This window comes from Nitrobacter winogradskyi Nb-255, from assembly GCF_000012725.1.
Taxonomy (GTDB): domain Bacteria; phylum Pseudomonadota; class Alphaproteobacteria; order Rhizobiales; family Xanthobacteraceae; genus Nitrobacter; species Nitrobacter winogradskyi.
The window spans coordinates 66,011-85,197 of the sequence record NC_007406.1 but is presented as its reverse complement, the minus strand read 5'-3'; the positions used below and the strand labels follow the sequence as shown (position 1 = coordinate 85,197).

At 64.1% G+C, this 19,187-nt stretch carries 18 protein-coding genes; 15 read left to right on the top strand and 3 right to left on the bottom strand.

The annotated features are described in order from the left end of the window. Positions 1–278 precede the first annotated feature (278 nt). The gene (locus NWI_RS00375; RefSeq protein WP_041344622.1) at positions 279–2,519 is read left to right on the top strand and encodes a DUF2235 domain-containing protein; all 2,241 of its coding nucleotides are present in this window, start codon (positions 279–281) and stop codon (positions 2,517–2,519) included. A 52-nt stretch (positions 2,520–2,571) separates the two neighbouring features. On the opposite strand, the gene NWI_RS00370 is transcribed toward NWI_RS00375, so the two are convergent. Then, positions 2,572–3,345, bottom strand: coding sequence for an alpha/beta hydrolase (locus NWI_RS00370; protein WP_011313407.1), 774 nt, complete (start codon positions 3,343–3,345; stop codon positions 2,572–2,574). A gap of 203 nt (positions 3,346–3,548) precedes the next feature. Between NWI_RS00370 and infC the strand changes: the two genes are divergently transcribed. The 5 genes from infC to pheT all read left to right on the top strand — a co-directional run bounded on the left by infC (position 3,549) and on the right by pheT (position 8,703). Then, positions 3,549–4,088: a translation initiation factor IF-3 gene (gene infC, locus NWI_RS00365; protein WP_141383319.1), complete on the top strand. Its 540-nt coding sequence runs from the start codon at positions 3,549–3,551 to the stop codon at positions 4,086–4,088. 328 nt (positions 4,089–4,416) lie between these two features. Beyond that, complete coding sequence (gene rpmI, locus NWI_RS00360; protein ID WP_009796600.1) at positions 4,417–4,617, top strand: 50S ribosomal protein L35; 201 nt, start codon at positions 4,417–4,419, stop codon at positions 4,615–4,617. 65 nt (positions 4,618–4,682) lie between these two features. After that, a complete protein-coding gene (gene rplT / locus NWI_RS00355; protein WP_009796601.1) occupies positions 4,683–5,042 on the top strand; it encodes a 50S ribosomal protein L20 in 360 nt (119 codons plus the stop codon). A gap of 143 nt (positions 5,043–5,185) precedes the next feature. Then, on the top strand, positions 5,186–6,268 hold the full coding sequence (gene pheS, locus NWI_RS00350) for a phenylalanine--tRNA ligase subunit alpha (protein WP_041345256.1): 1,083 nt from the start codon (positions 5,186–5,188) through the stop codon (positions 6,266–6,268). Continuing rightward, entirely contained in the window at positions 6,265–8,703 is a 2,439-nt protein-coding gene (gene pheT / locus NWI_RS00345) for a phenylalanine--tRNA ligase subunit beta (protein WP_011313404.1), read from the top strand. The genes pheS and pheT overlap by 4 nt, the downstream gene beginning before the upstream one ends. A gap of 127 nt (positions 8,704–8,830) precedes the next feature. Here pheT and NWI_RS00340 read toward each other — a convergent pair whose 3' ends face one another. Together NWI_RS00340 and NWI_RS00335 are read right to left on the bottom strand one after the other, a co-directional pair. Beyond that, complete coding sequence (locus NWI_RS00340; RefSeq protein WP_011313403.1) at positions 8,831–9,499, bottom strand: ATPase; 669 nt, start codon at positions 9,497–9,499, stop codon at positions 8,831–8,833. Next, positions 9,496–10,938 carry a flavin monoamine oxidase family protein gene (locus NWI_RS00335; protein ID WP_011313402.1) on the bottom strand — a complete coding sequence of 481 codons (1,443 nt, stop codon included), beginning with the start codon at positions 10,936–10,938 and terminating at the stop codon, positions 9,496–9,498. The genes NWI_RS00340 and NWI_RS00335 overlap by 4 nt, the downstream gene beginning before the upstream one ends. A 239-nt stretch (positions 10,939–11,177) precedes the next feature. Here NWI_RS00335 and NWI_RS00330 point away from each other — a divergent pair, with 239 nt between their 5' ends. The 9 genes from NWI_RS00330 (at position 11,178) to trpA (ending at position 19,132) form a co-directional block, all read left to right on the top strand. Continuing rightward, entirely contained in the window at positions 11,178–12,182 is a 1,005-nt protein-coding gene (locus NWI_RS00330; protein ID WP_011313401.1) for a YiiX/YebB-like N1pC/P60 family cysteine hydrolase, read from the top strand. A 105-nt stretch (positions 12,183–12,287) separates the two neighbouring features. After that, entirely contained in the window at positions 12,288–12,773 is a 486-nt protein-coding gene (locus NWI_RS00325) for a peroxiredoxin family protein (protein ID WP_011313400.1), read from the top strand. 186 nt (positions 12,774–12,959) lie between these two features. Then, positions 12,960–13,700 (top strand): sulfate transporter family protein, encoded by a 741-nt coding sequence (locus NWI_RS00315; RefSeq protein WP_011313399.1) that lies wholly within the window; start codon positions 12,960–12,962, stop codon positions 13,698–13,700. Positions 13,701–13,979: 279 nt separating this feature from the next. After that, complete coding sequence (gene sppA / locus NWI_RS00310) at positions 13,980–14,957, top strand: signal peptide peptidase SppA (RefSeq protein ID WP_041345252.1); 978 nt, start codon at positions 13,980–13,982, stop codon at positions 14,955–14,957. A gap of 165 nt (positions 14,958–15,122) precedes the next feature. Further along, positions 15,123–15,428, top strand: a complete 306-nt coding sequence (locus NWI_RS00305) for an integration host factor subunit beta (protein WP_011313397.1) — start codon at positions 15,123–15,125, stop codon at positions 15,426–15,428. A gap of 246 nt (positions 15,429–15,674) precedes the next feature. After that, positions 15,675–16,022, top strand: a complete 348-nt coding sequence (locus tag NWI_RS00300) for a LapA family protein (protein ID WP_011313396.1) — start codon at positions 15,675–15,677, stop codon at positions 16,020–16,022. A 213-nt stretch (positions 16,023–16,235) separates the two neighbouring features. After that, positions 16,236–16,913 (top strand): phosphoribosylanthranilate isomerase, encoded by a 678-nt coding sequence (locus tag NWI_RS00295; RefSeq protein WP_011313395.1) that lies wholly within the window; start codon positions 16,236–16,238, stop codon positions 16,911–16,913. Positions 16,914–17,054: 141 nt separating this feature from the next. Then, on the top strand, positions 17,055–18,299 hold the full coding sequence (gene trpB / locus NWI_RS00290; RefSeq protein WP_011313394.1) for a tryptophan synthase subunit beta: 1,245 nt from the start codon (positions 17,055–17,057) through the stop codon (positions 18,297–18,299). After that, positions 18,296–19,132: a tryptophan synthase subunit alpha gene (gene trpA / locus NWI_RS00285; protein ID WP_011313393.1), complete on the top strand. Its 837-nt coding sequence runs from the start codon at positions 18,296–18,298 to the stop codon at positions 19,130–19,132. The genes trpB and trpA overlap by 4 nt, the downstream gene beginning before the upstream one ends. Positions 19,133–19,187: the final 55 nt, after the last annotated feature.

Sequence of the window (19,187 nt, the reverse complement as noted above, 5' to 3'; positions counted from 1 at the left end):
AGGGAACGACGGGTTTGATGGTCGATAATTTGGGGATGACCTCGAACCCGTCGTGACGATCACAGGAACGACCCGAAAGGGACGCAACCGGCGCAAAAGGAGAGATCGGCCCCGGATAGGACCAAGGCCGATCACAGCCGGAAGGCGCCTAACTCGCAAGTTATGTCACGGTCAGGGTTAAATTGATGCCGATGCGAACGACGCCCCAACGGGCGTCGTTCGTTTTGGAACAAGAGTGCAGGGATCAACATCGGGCGAACATCGTTCCGGGAGCTGGCATGGGCCGGAAAATCGTTCTGCTGTCCGACGGCACCGGAAATTCCGCGGCGAAAGTCTGGCGCACCAATGTCTGGCGCACGTTCGAGGCGCTCGATGTTTCGGGATCGGATCAGGTCGCGTTCTACGACGATGGCGTGGGCACCTCGTCGTTCAAGCCGCTGGCGATGCTCGGCGGCGCCTTCGGCTTCGGGCTGAAACGCAACGTCATCGACATCTACAAGTTCGCCTGCCGCAACTGGCGCGACGATAGCGACGAGATCTTCGGTTTCGGCTTCAGCCGGGGCGCCTTCACCATTCGCGTGGTGATGGGGTTGATTCTCAATCAGGGACTGATCGTCGCCGCCACCGAGAAGGAACTGGACCGCAAGGCGCGCGCCGCCTATCGCGCCTATCGCCGCGAGCGCTATCATACCGTCTGGCGCGTCGAGCATCTGTTCCGGAGCTTGCGCGATCTGGTGCGGCGCGACGATTACGACAAGGCGGACAATCGCGTGATCCAGCGCATCCGCTTCATCGGCGTGTGGGATACGGTCGCCGCCTACGGGTTGCCGATCGACGAGATGACGCGAGGGATCAGCCGCTTCATCTGGCCGCTGCAATTTCCCGACCACAGGCTCGATCTGACGCGGGTGGTGCGGGCCTGCCAGGCGCTGTCGATCGACGAGGAGCGAACCACTTTTCATCCCGAACTGTGGGATGAGTGCGGCGCACGGTCCGCCTCGCCACGGCGGGACGGCGAGCGCTATCTCGCCGACGAGCAGGTGAGTCAGGTCTGGTTTCCCGGCGTTCACTCCAATGTCGGGGGCGGCTATCCGGACGATTCGCTGGCCTATATCCCGCTGGTCTGGATGCTGCGGGAGGCCGAGGCCTGCGGCTTGCGCTTCAAGTCGGATCAGGGGACTCCGCCGGCCGATCCCGACACCTTCAAGCATGCCATCGTCAACTGCGACAAGGACGGCCGGCTCTATGATCCGCGCAAGGGCGTTGGCGGCTACTATCGCTACGGCCCGCGCAAGATTGAGCTTCTCTCCAACTATATTTACGCGAAACGCGACGTGGTGTCGGTGGCGCGGCCGAAGGTTCACGAGAGCGCCTTATGCCGCATCGCGAGCCGCGTCCATGCCTATGCGCCGGTGGGGCTTCCGGCGGTTTACGATGTCGCGACTTACGACGGGCGGATCGTCACGCCGGATGCGTTCGGGCTTGAGACCTCGGGCGAGGCGGCGACGCGCGCCGAGGCGCAGGAGCACGTCTGGAACGAGGTGTGGAAGCGGCGCATCGTCTACTTCCTCACCGTCGGCGTTTCGCTCTGGCTCGCGCTGTATCCGCTGTTGCGCAAGCTGCCGGCCAAGGACGAGTATCTCAGCCCGTTCCGCTGGATCTCGGACATCATCCGCCTGGTCGGCGGCTTCCTGCCGGGATTCGCGCAGACCTGGATCGACGGCTACGCCCGCAGCCCGGTGCAGTTTTCACTTCTGTTCGCCGCCGTGATCGTGCTGATCGCCTGGAGCGGGCGGCTCGCGGCCGGCATCTCCGATACGATGGGTGCGATCTGGCGGCGCGCGCCGTCCGCGCCCGTCACGCGCCCGACAAACTGGATTTATCGGCTGCGCACCAGCCGCATCTACACCGCTTTTCACGACTGGCTGAAGCGGCGCGGCGCGCCGGCGTTCTTCGCGCTCCTGTTTGTCTATCTAGGCGTCACGCTGACGAGCCATCTCCTTTATAATGTGCAGGACATCGCGGGCTTCACCTGTCGGGAGAGCCCGGACACTAAAAGGCTGGCGCGCGGCGAGGAGGCCAGCGCGACCTTCGCCACCTCCGGCCTTTGCAACAACACCGGCATATTCGTCGAAGGCAACGGAGCGCGCTATCTGGTCAAGGTGGAAACCACCGAGCCGTTCCGTGACGGCGGCATTGCGTCCCCGCTCGGCGGCTTCTACTCGACCGATGCGCCGGACTGGCATCAGCAGCTTGCGCTGGTGCTCGGCGTCCCCTTGCGCCGCGAACTGACGCGGCCGTGGTTCCGTCTGGTGTTGCGCTACGGCGCGGTCGGCGGCGAAGAAGTGTTTCTCGATCCCGATCCCGAAGACGGCACCATCGAGGCGGTGATCCGTCCGACGCGCAGCGGCGAGCTGCTCGTGTTCGTCAACGATGCGGTGCTGGGCGTTCCCGGTTTCTACGACACGTTCTACCGCAACAATGAAGGCGCGGCCAAACTCATCGTGAAGCGCAGATGAAGCGGTCTGGTCCGAGGGCTTGAACAGTCAAGGGTCCGCGCGACCGGCCGGTTCAGAACTCCCTAACCGCCGCGAGAATCCGCGCGATGTCCTGCGGACGTGACAGCCGGTGATCGCCGTCCCTGATCATGGTCAGCACCACGTCATCGCTCGGCAGCCGTTCGGTCAGCGCGAAGGCATGTCGCCACGGTACGTCCGTGTCCTGGGCGCCCTGCAGGATGCGTACCGGACAGCCGGTCGAGATGCTTTTGCCTAGCAGCAGATGGTTGCGCCCGTCCTCGATCAGCTTGCGCGTGATCGGGTAGGGATCGCCGTAGTCGGACGGCCGCAGCCAGACGCCGTGCGTTTCGAGGGCGTGTCTGGCTTCCGGCGGAAACGCCTTCCACATCAGTTCCTCGGTGAAATCGGGGGCCGGGGCGATCAGCACGAGGCCGGAAAGCGTGGCGCGGGAGGATGCCCGTCGCGCCACCGCGCGCGCCAGCAGGAGCGCGATCCAGCCGCCCATCGACGAGCCGATCACCACCTGCGGTCCCTCGCAAAAGGCATCGAACACCGCGAGGCTTTCCTCGAGCCAGCGGCTAATGGTGCCCTCGGTGAACTCGCCGCCGCTTTCCCCGTGGCCGGAGTAGTCAAACCTCACGCAGGCCCGGCCGTGCTCGGCGGCCCATGCATCGAGCGCGAGCGCCTTGGTGCCGGCCATGTCGGACCTGAAGCCGCCGAGCCAGAACAGACCCGCCGCGCCGCCGCGCCGCGCCCGCACCGCGATCCGGCGCGCGGCGTCGCCGCCGCCGACTTCGATGAACTGTGTCGCCGTCCCGTCTGTCATCAGGTCCCCCGTCTTATATTGTATCTCACGAGCCTGGCCGTGTGCGGAACAAGCGGCGGGCTTCCGGGTTCTGACCGAGCCGGCCGGCGTGACCAAAATACCTCGCGGTCGATGGTTTTGCCGGCACGTTGATCCAGCCGCTTGCCCGGAGCCGCTTATTCCTTCAGAGTAGGCGCTTCCGTCACCACATTGGAGAGCCACCCATTCGCCGTCCCAACAGAGCGCCAATGCCCGTCGCGAAAGACGGACCGCGCACCAACGATGAAATCCGCAATGCCCAGGTTCAACTGATCGACCAGGAAGGTACCAATCAAGGTACCGTGGAAACGATCGCCGCGATCAAGATGGCCATGGAAGCAGGCATGGACCTCGTGGAGATCGCGCCGAACAGCAGTCCTCCCGTCTGCAAGATCATGGACTACGGGAAGTACAAGTTTCAGGCCCAGAAGAAAGCCGCCGAGGCGCGCAAACGCCAGAAGATCGTCGAGATCAAGGAGATCAAGCTCCGCCCGATGATCGATGATCACGACTACAACGTGAAGATGAAGGCGATGCAGCGGTTCTTCGAGGAGGGTGACAAGGTGAAGATCACCTTGCGCTATCGCGGCCGCGAGATGGCTCACCAGGAGATCGGCACCAAGCTGCTCGACAAGGTGAAGGCCGACGTTTCCGCCTACGCCAAGGTCGAGCAGGACGCCAGGTTCGAGGGCCGCCAGGTCGTCATGGTGCTGGCGCCGCGCTGACCCCAGTTTGAGGTTCGATCGAAAACGGCCCGCCAGGCATATGGCGGGCCGTTTTCGACGAGGAGCAGCGGTCGTTCTTTCGCTAAATCGTTGCCAATCGGCAAAACCTCTGCCATAAGCCCAGTCTTCGTCGCCCGGCTGATTCAAGGGCTGCCGTGGCGACGATCGTGCCGGGATTTCTTTCGGGAAACGCCGGGCACTTTCAACGCTCTGAAGCATGGTTCCGAAAGGTGAAAACCGTTTCGGGTAAGATCATGCAAAATAACGAGCATTTTTAGCCAGTGGGCCGCCCTCAGGGCGGGTTTCGTCGTGGCGACAGGAGAGCCAAATGCCCAAGCTGAAGACCAAATCGGGCGCGAAAAAGCGCTTCAAGATCACGGCCACCGGGAAGGTCAAGCATGCCCAGCGCGGCAAGCGCCATGGCATGATCAAGCGGACCAAGAAGCAGATTCGTCAGCTCCGCGGCACCCGCGTCCTGTTCAAGACCGACGGCGACAACATCAAGAAATACTTCTTGCCCAACGCCTGACGTCCGTTCGCCGCCTTAACGCGGCATCCCGTATTTAACCCGTTGATTTTGAGAGGAGTTCAGTCATGGCTCGCGTCAAGCGCGGTGTGACGGCTCACGCCAAGCACAAGAAAGTCTACAAGGTCACCAAGGGGTTTTCCGGCCGCCGGAAGAACACCATCCGCGCGGCCAAGGCCGCCGCCGACAAGGCCGGGCAGTACGCCTTCCGCGACCGCAAGCGCAAGAAGCGGACTTTCCGCGCGCTGTGGATCCAGCGTCTCAACGCGGCCGTTCGGCCGTTCGGTATGACCTACAGCCGCTTCATCGACGGACTGTCGAAGTCGGGCATCACGGTCGACCGCAAGGTGCTGTCGGATCTCGCCATCAACGAGCCCGCCGCGTTTCAGGCGATCGCCGAGAAGGCCAAGGCCGCGCTCGCGGCCTGATCGTTATTGCCCGGCATCGATCGCTAACGCCGTCATGGGCCGGGCTTGTCCCGGCCATCCACGTCTATTGATCGTGGATGCGCCGCAAGACGTGAATGCCCGGATCAGGTCCGGGCATGACGTTGTGCAAGTGGTGGCGCTTCATGTCCGATCTCGACGCTCTTCAATCCAATATCCTTGCCGACATCGCGAACGCCTCCGACGAGGCCGCCCTGGAGGCGGTGCGCGTCATGGCGCTCGGCAAGAAAGGCTCGATCTCGGCGCTGCTTGCGACTCTCGGCAAGATGTCGCCGGACGAGCGCAAGACCGAAGGCGCGAAGATCAACCTCGCCAAGGATACGGTGACGCGGGCGCTGGCCGCGCGCCGCGAGGTGCTGAAGGCTCTCGCGCTCGATGCGCGCCTTGCGTCGGAAACCATCGACGTCACGCCCCCCTTGCGCGAGACGCCCGCGGAAGCCGGCCGCATCCATCCGCTGAGCCAGGTGTGGGACGAGGTCACCACGATCTTCGCCGACATGGGTTTTGCGGTCGCCGAAGGCCCCGATATCGAGACCGATGACTACAATTTCACGCGGCTGAATTTCCCGGAGGGCCATCCGGCGCGTGAGATGCACGACACCTTCTACTTCAATCCAAAAGACGATGGCTCGCGCCTCCTGCTCCGCACTCACACCTCGCCGGTGCAGGTGCGTACCATGCTCAGCCAGAAGCCGCCGATCCGCGTCATCTGTCCGGGCCGCACCTATCGGAGCGACTCGGACCAGACCCACACGCCGATGTTCCATCAGGTCGAAGGGCTGGTGATCGACAAGTCATCGCATCTCGGCCACCTCAAATGGATCCTGCACGAGTTCTGCAAGGCGTTCTTCGAGGTCGACAACGTCAACATGCGTTTCCGCCCGTCGTTCTTTCCGTTCACCGAGCCGTCGCTGGAGGTCGATATCCAGTGCCGCCGCGACAAGCACGAGATTCGCTTCGGCGAGGGCGAGGACTGGCTGGAGATTCTCGGCTGCGGAATGGTGCATCCCAACGTGCTGAAGCTGTGCGGCATCGACCCCGAGGTCTATCAGGGCTTCGCCTGGGGCATGGGTATCGATCGCATCACCATGTTGAAGTACGGCATCGCCGATCTGCGGCAGTTGTTCGAGGGCGACGTGCGCTGGCTCACGCATTACGGCTTCAGGCCGCTCGAAATCCCGACGCTGGCGGGGGGGTTGTCGTCGTGAAATTCACTCTCTCCTGGCTGAAGGATCATCTCGACACCGACGAGCCGCTGGAAAAACTCGCCGACAAGCTCACCATGATCGGACTCGAGGTCGAGCACATCGCGGACAAGTCGAAGACGTTCGCGCCCTTCACCATCGCGCGGGTGGTCTCCGCCGTTCAGCATCCGAACGCCGATCGTCTCAGGGTGTGCATGGTCGATACCGGCGAGACCAGCGACAAGGGCGATCCGTCTTACATTCAGGTGGTGTGCGGCGCGCCGAACGCGCGCGAGGGACTGATCAGCGTGTTCGCGCCGCCCGGCACCCATATTCCGGGAAAGAACATCACGCTCGGTGTCGGCACCATCCGCGGCGTCGAGAGCCGAGGCATGCTGTGCTCGGCGGCCGAGCTTGAGATATCGGATGATCACGACGGCATCATCGAACTGCCCGCCGACGCGCCGGTCGGCGCCGGCTACGCCGAATGGGCCGGGCTCGGCGATCCCGTGATCGAGATCAACCTGACGCCGAACCGGCAGGACTGCACCGGCGTGCACGGCATCGCGCGCGATCTGTCGGCCGCCGACATGGGCCGCTTCAAGGATCCGACCATCAAGCCGGTCACCGGCGAATTCCCCTGTCCGGTGAAGGTCACCGTGGAAGATGCTTCGCTATGCCCCGGCTTCGCGCTGCGAATGGTGCGCGGGGTGAAGAATGGCCCGTCGCCGGAGTGGCTGCAAAAGCGTCTGACCTCGATCGGCCTGCGTCCGATCAATGCGCTGGTCGACATCACCAACTTCATGACCTACGACCGCGCCCGTCCGCTGCATGTGTTCGACGCGAAGAAGGTGCATGGCGATCTCACGATACGCCGCGCCCGCGACGGCGAGACGCTTAAGGCGCTCGACGGCCGCATTTATACGCTCGATCCGAATGTCTGCGTCATCGCCGACGACAAGGGCGTCGAATCGCTTGCCGGCATCATGGGCGGCGAGGAAACCGGCTGCGACGAGACCACGACCGACGTGCTGATCGAATCGGCGCTGTGGAGCGAGATCAACATCGCGCAGACCGGGCGCAGGCTCGGCATCAATTCGGATGCACGCTATCGTTTCGAGCGCGGCGTCGATCCCGCCTTCATGGTGCCGGGGCTTGAGATGGCGACGCGGCTGGTGATGGAATTGTGCGGCGGCTCGCCGTCGGAGAATGTCGTTGCCGGACAGGCGCTGCCCGAAGACAGGGTGATCGATTTCCCCTTGAGCGAGATCAAGCGGCTCGCGGCCATCGACGTGCCTCTGGTGGAAGTGCGGCGCATTCTCGGCCATCTGGGTTTCATGGTGGCCGGCAGCGGTCCGGTGGTGAAGGTCGCCATTCCCACCTGGCGCACCGACGTTCAGGGCAAGGCCGACCTCGTCGAGGAGATCGTGCGCATCGTCGGCGTCGACAAGGTGCCGATGACGCCGTTCGATCGCGGAGAGGCTCCGCGCAAGCCCGTGCTGACGTCGATCCAGTCGCGTACGCGCAAGGCGCGGCGCGCGCTGGCGGCGCGCGGCATGGTCGAGGCCGTGAACTGGTCGTTCATCTCAAGAACGCAGGCTGAACTGTTCGGCGGCGGCTCAAGCGAACTGGCACTGGCTAATCCCATCGCGTCCGATCTCTCGGACATGCGGCCGAGCCTGCTGCCGGGCCTCGTCGCGATCGCGCAGGCCAACGCTGACCGCGGCTTTGCCGATGTCGCGCTGTTCGAGGTCGGGCAGATCTTCAGAGGCGACGGCCCGCAGGATCAGTTCATGGCCGCCGCGGGGCTTCGCCGCGGCATCGCCTCGTCGGCGGGCCTTGGACGGCACTGGTCGGGCTCCGCCACGGCTAATGCGCTGGATGCGAAAGCCGACGCGTTCGCCGTGCTGGCTGCCGCGGGCGCGCCGGCCGCCGCCTTGCAGATCGCCACCAGCCATGAATCGAAGAATTTTCCCGCATGGCTGCATCCGGGACGCTCCGCCGCGATCCAGATCGGCCCCCACAACGTGCTCGGCTATTTCGGCGAGCTGCACCCTCGCGTGCTGGACGAGCTGAAGGCCGAAGGCCCGCTGCTCGGATTCGAGGTGATTCTCGACCGTATCCCGGAGGCCAAGCAGAAACCGACGCGCGCGAAACCGGTGCTGGAATTGCCGGCGTTCCAGCCGGTGTCGCGCGACTTCGCCTTCATTGTCGATCGCACCGTGAAAGCAGCCGATATCGTGCGCGCGGCGCAGAACGTGGACAGGAAGCTCGTCTCCGGCGTCACCGTGTTCGATATCTATGAAGGCAAGGGCATCGATGCGGACAAGAAATCGGTCGCGATCGCGGTGAGGCTGCAGCCGCGTGACAGGACGTTCACCGATCAGGAGATCGAGGCGGTGGCGGGGAAAATCGTCGCCGAAGTCGCGAAGAGAACCGGCGGAAGCCTTCGCGGTTAGAGCATTTTCCGGCGAAGTGGATGACCTGTTCGCCGCAAGAAAATGCGACCAGACAATAATTTCTAAAGCGTCTTGACGCAAAGCGGATAGCAGCTCGCATCACGACGCGCCCGAGAATCAGGAACGACTACGCCGGCACGAGATCGCGGTAGGCGAATCCGCCGCGTTCGACAACGTCGCCACATAAGACCTCGAGTCGTTGCGAGAACACCGGCGCGGCGGAAACGAAAGTGTGAAACTCGCCGTTCTCGCCGCACGGATCGATTCCGGCGGGAAGGTCTTCCAGCAGCCGCTCATCGAAGTCGCGGCCGGCGAGCGAACGGTCGAGCTTCGCCAGGTCGACCGAGACCAGACGCGCTTCCAGCCCGCTCGCGATCATCTCGCGCGCGAGCGTCGAGGTCGGCCGGCCCCACAACGGAAACACCGGCGTGATCCCGGCGCCGGCGAGTTTTTGTTCGCGATAGGCGCGGATGTCCGCGAGAAACAGATCGCCGAAAATGATATGCGTGATGCCGGATCGCTTTGCATCCGCCATCGTCCGGGTCATCCGCGCTTCATAGGCGTCGTTCGGGCACGGATCGGGAATCGGCACGACGCGTGGCGACAATCCCGCGGCGGTGAGTTGAGCATCCAGCAACTCCTGGCGAACGCCGTGAATCGAGACGCGTCCGAAGCGCTCGTTCACCGTGGTCAATGCGCCGACGACGTCGAACGCGCCCTCGCGGCGGATTTCATGCAGCGCGAAGGCGCTGTCTTTTCCGGACGACCATGAGATCAGCGCCTTCGGTCGCGTCATCGGGGCAGCGGAAAGCCGAAGGCGTCGTTCCCGCGCCGCGAGGGCGTCCGTCTCTGGGCTCGGGGCTGCTTATGCTTCGACGCCTGTGGCTGTGCCGGCTCCTTTTCCCTGCTCGCGCCGATCTTCCGCAGCGCGGCGTCGGCGGCGCGCTCGCCGCTCTCCCATGCGCCGTTGACGGTGCCCCACAGCGTTTCGTGCGCGGCTTCACCGGCGAGAAACAGGTTGCCCAGCGGCTCCATCAGGATCTTCCGCGACGGATGGCCGCCGGGTTCCGCGGCCGACATTGCTCCGAGCACATGGGGATCGGCGTTCCAGCGGGTCGTGGCAGACTGCTTCACCGCGTCCGCCGCGTCGCTGCCGAACAGTTTCGTCAGCCACTCGGTGGCGAAGGCCGTCATCGCGCTCGTTCCTTGCGCCGACAGATCGCGGCCGAAGCCGCCGGCGATATCAACCGTGCACAACGACGATCCATGCGCGTTCGCCACCAGAAGCGCGGTCTTTCCGTCGCTGCTCTGCTCGATCATGGTCTCGCCGGGTCCGAGGCCGAGCGGGTTATCGGGCAGCCATAGCGCGATGCGATCGTAGCTGCCGAGCGACAGTCTCGCGGCCGCGTCGAGTTGCCGTTTCGGCAATTCGGGCGTGAAGCGGATATGGCCTGAGGTCAGCACGTTGACGGAGACGGTGACGATGACGGCGCGTGTATCGATACGGCCCGCGGACGTCTCGACCGTGAGGCTGCGGCCGGTCCACGTCACCCGGGTGACGGGCGTCGACAGACTGACGGGGACGGCCTGGCCGAGCGTTGCGAGCAGCACGCCAAGGCCTTGCCTGCAGTCGATCGCGACGTTGCGCTCAGGCGCGCTCGCCCGATCCATCACCGAGAGATCTTTCAGGTCCTTTCCGGTGGCGCTGGCGCCGAGCACGAAATCGATGGTCTCGGCCCAGACGTCGAGATCCTCGGGCAGCATCGAGGCGCAGGCGACGTCGACCTTCCTTCGCGCCGCCTCGCCGATGGCGCGCTTGGCGCGCATCAGTGCGGCGAGGAACTGTTCGGTTTCGCCAGCCCGCGCGTTACGCCGCCCGATGCGGATCTTCTGGCCGAGCGGGGACGGAAACACCTCCATGCCGGCGCTTCGCGCCAGCCGGATGATCGGGTTGGTGTCGGGTTCGAATAGCCAGCGCGCGCCGCGGTCGAATGGCGTTCCGAAAGTCGTGGTATCGGTGTGACAGCGTCCGCCGATCCTGCCTGCCGCTTCCAGCACCAGCACGGTGCGGTTCGCGGCCTGAACGCGCCGTGCCGCCGCGATGCCCGCCGCGCCGGCGCCGATCACAATGACGTCGGGGTCGCGCGGCAGCGGCGCGGCCCGCGCGCGACCGATGCTCATTCCCGCCGCACAGCCGGCGGACGCCGAGAGAAAATCGCGGCGCGTTATTCTCATGGCCCGGTTCCCGCACTCAGATGCAGGAATGATCGGCGCGGTGATTCAAAAATCGCTTGCCCCTTGCTGCGCGTTCGGATGCTGGAACGCGGCCAGCTTGCCGCATCACTGAGCCTGCGGCAACCGTCATGGTGAATCAATGGTGATTTCGCGATTGCAGCCATGAACCAAATTGCAACGGGTTCTGTCCATGGTAAGGAGGGAAAACCGGTCAGGCGCGAAACGCGGAGAGAGACTTCATGGGTCTCGTACTCGATACGGTCGGAAAATGGATCGCGGCGTATCTTCAGAAGGAGATACCGGGATACAGGCCGTTCGCGCCCAGCGATCCGGAGCATCTGCGCGACCTGATAGAGGAGGGCGACGTTCTCCTGGTCGAAGGCAACAGCCGAATCTCCGGCATCATCAAATATCTCACGCAATCGACGTGGTCGCACTCCGCACTTTATGTCGGCCCGATCGATGGCGCCAGCGAGGCTGACGGCGAGCCGCATGTGCTGATCGAAGCCAATGTCGGCGAAGGCGTCGTCTCGGCGCCGCTGTCGAAGTATTTTCCCTATCACAGCCGGGTGTGCCGTCCGGTCGGCCTGTCTCACGAGGACCGCGTGACGGTGTGCCGCTATGCCATCAACCGGATCGGCTTCGGCTACGACACCAAGAACATCATCGATCTGATGCGGTACCTGGTTCCGTTACCCTTCCCGCAGCGCTGGCGGCGGCGCATGATCGCGTTCGGCTCCGGTGATCCGACCAAGATGATCTGCTCGGCGCTGATCGCGCAAGCTTTCGGCGCGGTGCGCTATCCGGTCCTGCCGAAGATCACGCGCGCTGGCAGTCGCAGCGCGCGGCGCGAGATCCTGCACATTCGGGATTCTTCTCTCTATATGCCGCGGGATTTCGACATCTCGCCTTATTTCGAGATCGTCAAACCCACGATCGCGCGGGGCTTCGACTATCGCTCGCTGCATTGGGCCGACACGCCGAAGCCGCTCGCTGAATCCGTGCATGGAGAAGATCCGTTTCAGGCCGGAGCCGGCGCTCCGTCGTTTGATCCCGCGCCGCATGATTCGCCGGTGACGGTGGAAGAAGTGAGCGCCGAAGAAAGTGTCCCGCCGCGCGCGCAATCCGAAACTGGAGATACGGCACACATCCGCGGCGCGAGGGCGCGCTCGCCGCGACGCGCGTCCGGCGCAAGACCAACCCATACCGGCGCGACGTTCCACCACGAGCGCAGCCCTCGGTGACGCGATCGCGCATTGCATCGCCGGATCGGCCCGCTATCATCGGTCCATCCGACGCGGGAAGATCGTGTTGGAAACCGGGCCGCGAATGGCCTTGCGAGGCCATCCATGACAGCTGACGCTCCCGCTCCCGAACTTGCCGTTTCGCAATGGTTCAACACGGCCGAGCCCATCACGCTGGCGGCGCTGCGTGGCCGCCCGGTGCTGCTCCATGCCTTCCAGATGCTGTGTCCCGGCTGCGTCGCGCATGGCACGCCGCAGACCCAGCGCGCCCATGAGTTGTTCAAGGCGACCGATCTTCAGGTGATCGGTCTGCACACGGTGTTCGAACATCATGCCGCGATGACGCCGGTTTCGCTTCAAGCCTTCATTCACGAATACCGGCTGACGTTTCCGATCGGCGTCGATGCCGCGGGCGACGGCACACCGCTGCCGGTCACCATGGGCCGCTATGGAATGCAGGGCACGCCGACCAGCATCCTGATCGGCCGCAACGGCCGCATCGTTCATCAGGGATTCGGCCAGCAAAGCGACATGGCGCTCGGCGCCATGATCGCGGCCGAACTCGCGGGCGCGCAGACCTACGCCGCCTAGAGCATGATCCCGACCCGAAGGCCGCGCCAGCGCAAAGTGGAGACCGGTTTTCGGATAAGATCATGCTCAAACAAAAAATTTGCTTGCGCACCGTTTGATCCGTCCAGCGCGAGAAGCCTCGCGCTCTTGCCGGCCGGGGTTGCGGCGTTTATCTGAGCGCAGGGATTCTCCGGGGAACGCTCCGTCATGATCGGCGCCGCTGTCAACGCCCTTACGCAGATTCTTTCGCTGCCGATGCGCGCCATTCTGTGGCGCGTGATCGGGCTGGCGCTGGTGCTGATCGTCGTCGCCGCTGTCGGACTGCAGCGGCTTTTGAGCTGGCTTGCCGGATCGGGCGAAGTCTGGGCGGAGACCATGCTGGGGCCCTCCTTCCACACGCCGCTCAATATCCTCGCCTGGATTCTTTCAATCGCCGCGGGCCTCGGCATCGTGTTCGGCGCGGTGTTTCTGATGCCCGCGATCACCTCGCTGGTGGCGGGCGTGTTCGTCGACGATGTCGCGGAGATCGTCGAGCACGAGCATTACCCGGCCGACCGTCCGGGCGCGGCGCTGCCGATCGGCCTTGCGATGACCGAAAGCATCAAGGCGGCGCTGCTGACGCTGCTCGTCTATCTGATTGCGCTGCCGTTCGTGTTCGTGGCCGGCGCCGGCGTGATCGCGTTCTTCATCGCGACCGCGTGGCTGCTCGGCCGGGAATATTTTGAGCTTGCGGCGATGCGCTTCCGCTCGCCGGCGGAAGCCAAGGCGATGCGCCGCGATAATGCCTCGACCATTTTTATGGCCGGCCTGATCATTGCCGCGTTTGTCGCGATTCCGGTCGTCAATCTGGCGACGCCGCTGTTCGGAATGGCCTTCATGGTCCACTTGCACAAGCGGCTGTCGGGGCCGCGGCCGGAACTGATCGCGCCGGATCGGCGCAGCCGCTAGCGTTGGCAAGGTCGAATATCGAGACGGCGCGGTGTCGTACTCCGGCCATGCTTTCTTCATATTGGGCCGCGATTGGTGTAGCTTGGCGGGCCTCTGGTACCACGCACGCACCGGCGACGGTGTAATCGAGCGCAATCCGGGAGCTTCGCTTCCGATTGAATCAGAAGCGAAGTTCCAGATCGTTGTTTTGACGCGTTTTCTTGACGCGAGCCGATATCTGTCCTCGGGTCAAGCGCGGGGACATGCTTCGCCGGAAAACGCTATGGAGGAGAAATGTCGATGTCGATGGAATCCGACATGATCGTCGATCGTCGCAGGCTGCGCCGCAAGCTCACCTTCTGGCGCGTGGCGTCGGCTTTGATCGTGATCGGCGCGGTCGTCGCGCTCGGCGCTTACGCCTCGCCTTTGGGCGGCAGGCTGACAGGCTCTTCCGCGATCCAGCGCGTCAACATCGACGGTCTGATCCGCAGCGATCAGAAGCGGGTCGAGGCCCTGGAGCGGCTTGGAAAGTCGAAGGCGCCGGCGGTCATCGTCCACATCAACTCGCCGGGCGGCACCACCGCCGGGTCGGAAGAGCTTTATGAGGCCCTGACGCGCCTGAAGGCCAAAAAACCGATGGTCGTGGTGGTGGAAGGGCTCGGCGCGTCGGGCGGATATATCGCCGCGCTTGCCTCCGATCACATCGTCGCGCAGCAAACCGCGCTGGTCGGCTCGATCGGCGTGCTGTTTCAGTATCCGAACGTCACCGAACTTCTGAAAACGGTCGGGGTCAAGGTGGAGGCGGTGAAATCCTCGCCGCTGAAGGCGGCCCCGAGCGGATATGAACCGACCAGTCCGGAAGCACGGGCCGCGATCGACGCCCTGGTGAAGGATTCCTTCGCCTGGTTTCGCGGTCTGGTGCAGAACAGGCGCGGCATGGACGATGCGCAGCTCGAGAAGGTCGCCGACGGGCGCGTTTTCACCGGACGGCAGGCGCTGGATCTCAAGTTGATCGATCAGCTTGGCGACGAAAAGGTCGCGATCGCCTGGCTTGTGGCGGAAAAGAAAGTCGCGCCCGACCTTCCGGTGCGCGATTTCAAGTTGACGCCGCGCTTCACTGATCTGACCTTCATCCGCACCGCTGCGTCGGTGGCGTTTGACGCGCTGGGATTGGGCAGTATTGCGCGGCAGGTCGAGCAGGCCGGGATCGTGCGAGCGGCGGATCGCCTGAATCTCGACGGAATGCTGGCGCTTTGGCATCCCGCGCCGTCGAATTGAGGTCGAGCCGTTCGTGAACAGGCATTTCGCGCTGCGAAAAGCGATGGATGTTGCAACGCAAGCTCTCGCGGCCGGGTTTCCAACGATCCCGAATCACATTTACTGTCTTGACAGTCCTGACCATTTTCACGGAAATGGGCATCCCACGCATGGGCCTTTGTCTCGATGATCAAATCCGAACTCGTTCAGCGCATCGCCGAACATAACCCGCACCTCTACCAGCGGGATGTGGAGAACATCGTGAACGCGATCCTCGATGAGATTGTCGCCGCTCTTGCGCGGGGTGATCGCGTCGAGTTGCGTGGCTTTGGTGCGTTTTCAGTCAAACATCGTCCTGCCCGCGCGGGCCGCAATCCGCGCACGGGAGAACACGTTCCGGTCGACCAGAAAAGTGTACCGTTTTTCAAGACCGGCAAGGAAATGCGTGAGCGGCTCAATCGTGACAATGCGACGAGCGAAGCGAACGCATAGTGCCCCGAATCCGAAGTTCGCCTTGTTTTCGCGGCCTCGCTCCTGGGCGAACTTCGGATTCGGGACACTAGCAACTCTATGAATCTAGTGTAGCTTAGGTTCATAGGTTCGCTTGAAGGACTCGCTGGGAAATTGAAGCGAACTTCTGAACCGCTACACTAGGAACGTCCAGGGGAGCGGCCCCATCAATCGGCAAGCGAACCTGTCAGCATGAGTGCCGGCTGACGCAGCGTCGCGAGAGAGATCATGCGCAAATTCCTGACCGGCCTGATCCTGATTCCGCTTGGTGTTATTTTCATCGTGTTCGCGTTCGCCAACCGCCGTTTGGTCACGGTGACGTTCGACCCCTTCGGCGGGTCCGACCCTCAGACCGGCGTCACGCTGCCGCTGTTCATTCTGATCATCTCGGTGGCTATTTTCGGCGTGGTCGCCGGCAGCGTCGCGACCTGGGTGGGGCAGCGCCGCTGGCGCTACGCGGCCCGTCAATACGAATCGGATGCGCGGAAAGCGCATGTGGAGCTTGCTGATTTGCGATCACGCTACGAGTCGCAAGAGGTGACGCGGCTGCCGGAACTGACCCGGCGGGCCGGGTAGCGGTGTTATAGCGCTGTCGAGCATGTCCTCGGGCTTGTGACCCGCATCCCGCGATCGCCATGATTCTGCGTCCCCGTCGCAAAGGGAAAGAACGTTCGGGCCGCGTCCACGCAAGCGAGACAAGCCGCTTGCGACGTTGTAGAACCGGCCCATCGCGCTGATTGCAGCACGCCGGCCTGCCATTGGTCGGGTTGTGCCGGACCATTCGAGACCATGTCATTGATCGTCAAGATATGCGGCCTGTCCACCCCTTCGACGCTCGATGTGGCGTTGCAGGCCGGCGCCGATATGGTGGGATTCGTGTTCTTTCCGCCGTCGCCGCGGCATCTTGAGCTTGCGCGCGCGCAAGAGCTCGGCGCGCAGGTGCGAGGCCGGGCGGCCAAGGTCGCGCTGACGGCCGACGCCGATGATGAGACGCTCTGCGGCATTATCGAGGCCTTGCGGCCGGATCTGCTGCAACTGCACGGCAAGGAAACCGTGCCGCGCATCCGCGAGATCAAGCGGCGCTTCGGCCTGCCGGTGATGAAGGCGATCGGCGTCGAGATCGCCGCCGATCTTGCGGACCTGCCACGCTATGCCGCTGTCGCCGACCGCCTGCTCTTCGATGCGCGTCCGCCGAAGCACGCGACCCGGCCGGGCGGGCTCGGCGTACCCTTCGACTGGCGTCTTCTGACGAATCTGTCCGTCGATATTCCATTCATGCTGTCGGGCGGCCTGGCGGCAGGCAACGTCGATGATGCGGTCCGCATCACGCGCGCCGGCGGCGTCGATGTGTCCTCAGGGGTGGAAAGCGCGCCGGGGGTGAAGGACGCCGGCATGGTCCGGGATTTTATTCGGGCTGCGCGAGCGGCGGAAACCAGTTTACGCGAAGCGACGTCACATGTGCCGTAGTTTACGGCAGCCGCCATGCCCGCGTAGAGCAGGCGCAGATTGTGTAACCTTGTCTGCGCCGCGGGCATCGATCTCTACTGAAATTCAGAGCACGCAAGACGTAGGTGGCCGGAATAAATCCGGCCATGACGAAGGGTGACAATGAGTTCTCTCCCCAATTCTTTCCGGTCCGGCCCCGACGAGCGCGGGCATTTCGGCATGTTCGGCGGCCGCTTCGTGGCGGAAACGCTGATGCCCTTGATCCTCGATCTTGAGAGGGCCTATGCCGACGCCAAAAGCGACGCCGCGTTCCAGCGCGACATGGCGCGCTATCGCAAGGACTATATCGGCCGGCCGTCGCCCCTGTATTTCGCCGAGCGTCTGACCGACCACCTTCGGGAGATTTCCGCGGCCTCGGGCGGCGCCGGCGGCGCAAAAATCTACCTGAAGCGCGAGGAGCTCAACCACACCGGCTCGCACAAGGTCAACAATGTGCTGGGCCAGATTCTGGTGGCGCGGCGCATGGGCAAGAAGCGCATCATCGCCGAGACCGGCGCGGGCCAGCACGGCGTCGCCACCGCGACGCTGTGCGCGCGCTTCGGCCTGGACTGCGTGGTCTATATGGGTGCGGTGGACGTGGCGCGGCAGGAGCCGAACGTCATCCGCATGGAAATGCTGGGGGCGAAAGTGGTGCCGGTGCAGTCCGGCACCCGGACACTGAAGGATGCGATGAACGAGGCGCTGCGCGACTGGGTGACCAACGTGCACGACACCTTCTATTGCATCGGTACGGTGGCGGGGCCGCATCCCTATCCGATGATGGTGCGCGACTTCCAGTCGATCATCGGCGAGGAAACACGACGGCAGATGCAGGAGGCGGAAGGCCGTCTGCCGGATTCGCTGATCGCCTGCATCGGCGGCGGCTCCAACGCGATGGGATTGTTTCATCCCTTCCTCGATGAATCCTCGGTGGAGATTTTCGGCGTCGAGGCGGCGGGACACGGGCTCGACAAGCAGCACGCGGCCTCGCTCACCGGCGGGCGGCCCGGCGTGCTGCACGGTAATCGCACCTATCTCCTGATGAATGGCGACGGTCAGATTGAGGACGCGCATTCGATTTCCGCAGGCCTGGACTATCCCGGCATCGGGCCGGAGCATTCATGGCTGCACGAGACCGGCCGCGTCACCTATCTTTCCGCGACCGACGAGGAAGCGCTTGGCGCGTTTCAACTGCTGTCGCGGCTGGAAGGCATCATCCCGGCGCTGGAATCGGCGCATGCGATCGCGCGCGTCATCGAACTCGCGCCAGGGCGGACGAAGGATCACCTGATGGTGGTCAACCTCTCGGGCCGCGGCGACAAGGACGTGCCGCAGGTCGGCGATATCCTGAAGGGCAGGAAGAAGTGACAACCCGTATCGACACGCGCTTCGCCGAGTTGCGCAAGCAGGGACGCTCGGCCTTCGTCACTTTTCTGATGGCCGGCGATCCGGACCCCGCGACCTCGCTCGCCATCATCAAGGCGTTGCCCAGGGCCGGCGCCGACATCATCGAAATCGGAATGCCCTTCACCGATCCGATGGCGGATGGTCCGGCGGTCCAGGCGGCCGGGCGGCGCGCGCTCGATGCGGGCATGACCCTGACCGGCACGCTGCGGATGATCGGCGAGTTTCGGAAGGACGACGATTCGACGCCGGTCGTGCTGATGGGCTATTACAATCCGGTCTACATCTACGGCGTCGAGAAATTTCTTGACGATGCCAGGGCGGCGGGCGTCGATGGCCTGATCGTCGTCGACCTGCCGCCGGAGGAAGACTCCGAGTTGTGCATCCCGGCGATGAAAGCCGGATTGAATTTCATTCGCCTGGCGACGCCGACGACGGATGACAAGCGTCTGCCGGCGGTGCTCGCGAATACGTCGGGTTTTGTGTACTACGTCTCGATCACCGGGATCACCGGCAGCGCGGCGGCGGATTCGACGGCGGTTGGCGCGGCGGTCGGGCGCATCAAGCGCCATACGAGCCTGCCGGTCTGCGTCGGCTTCGGCATCCGCACTCCGGATGCCGCGCGCGGCATTGCCGAGCGCTCGGACGGCGCGGTGGTCGGCTCGGCGCTGGTCGATGCGCTCAGCGCCAGCCTCGACGCCGAAGGCAAGGCGACGTCCGGAACCGTCCAGGCGGTCGCCTCTCTCGCGGCGGCGCTGGCCGAGGGCGTGCGGTCGGCGCGGCAAGCAGCGGAATAGGCTTTTTTCCCTCTCCCCTTGTGGGGGAGGGTACCGAGCCGCATGTATGCGGCGA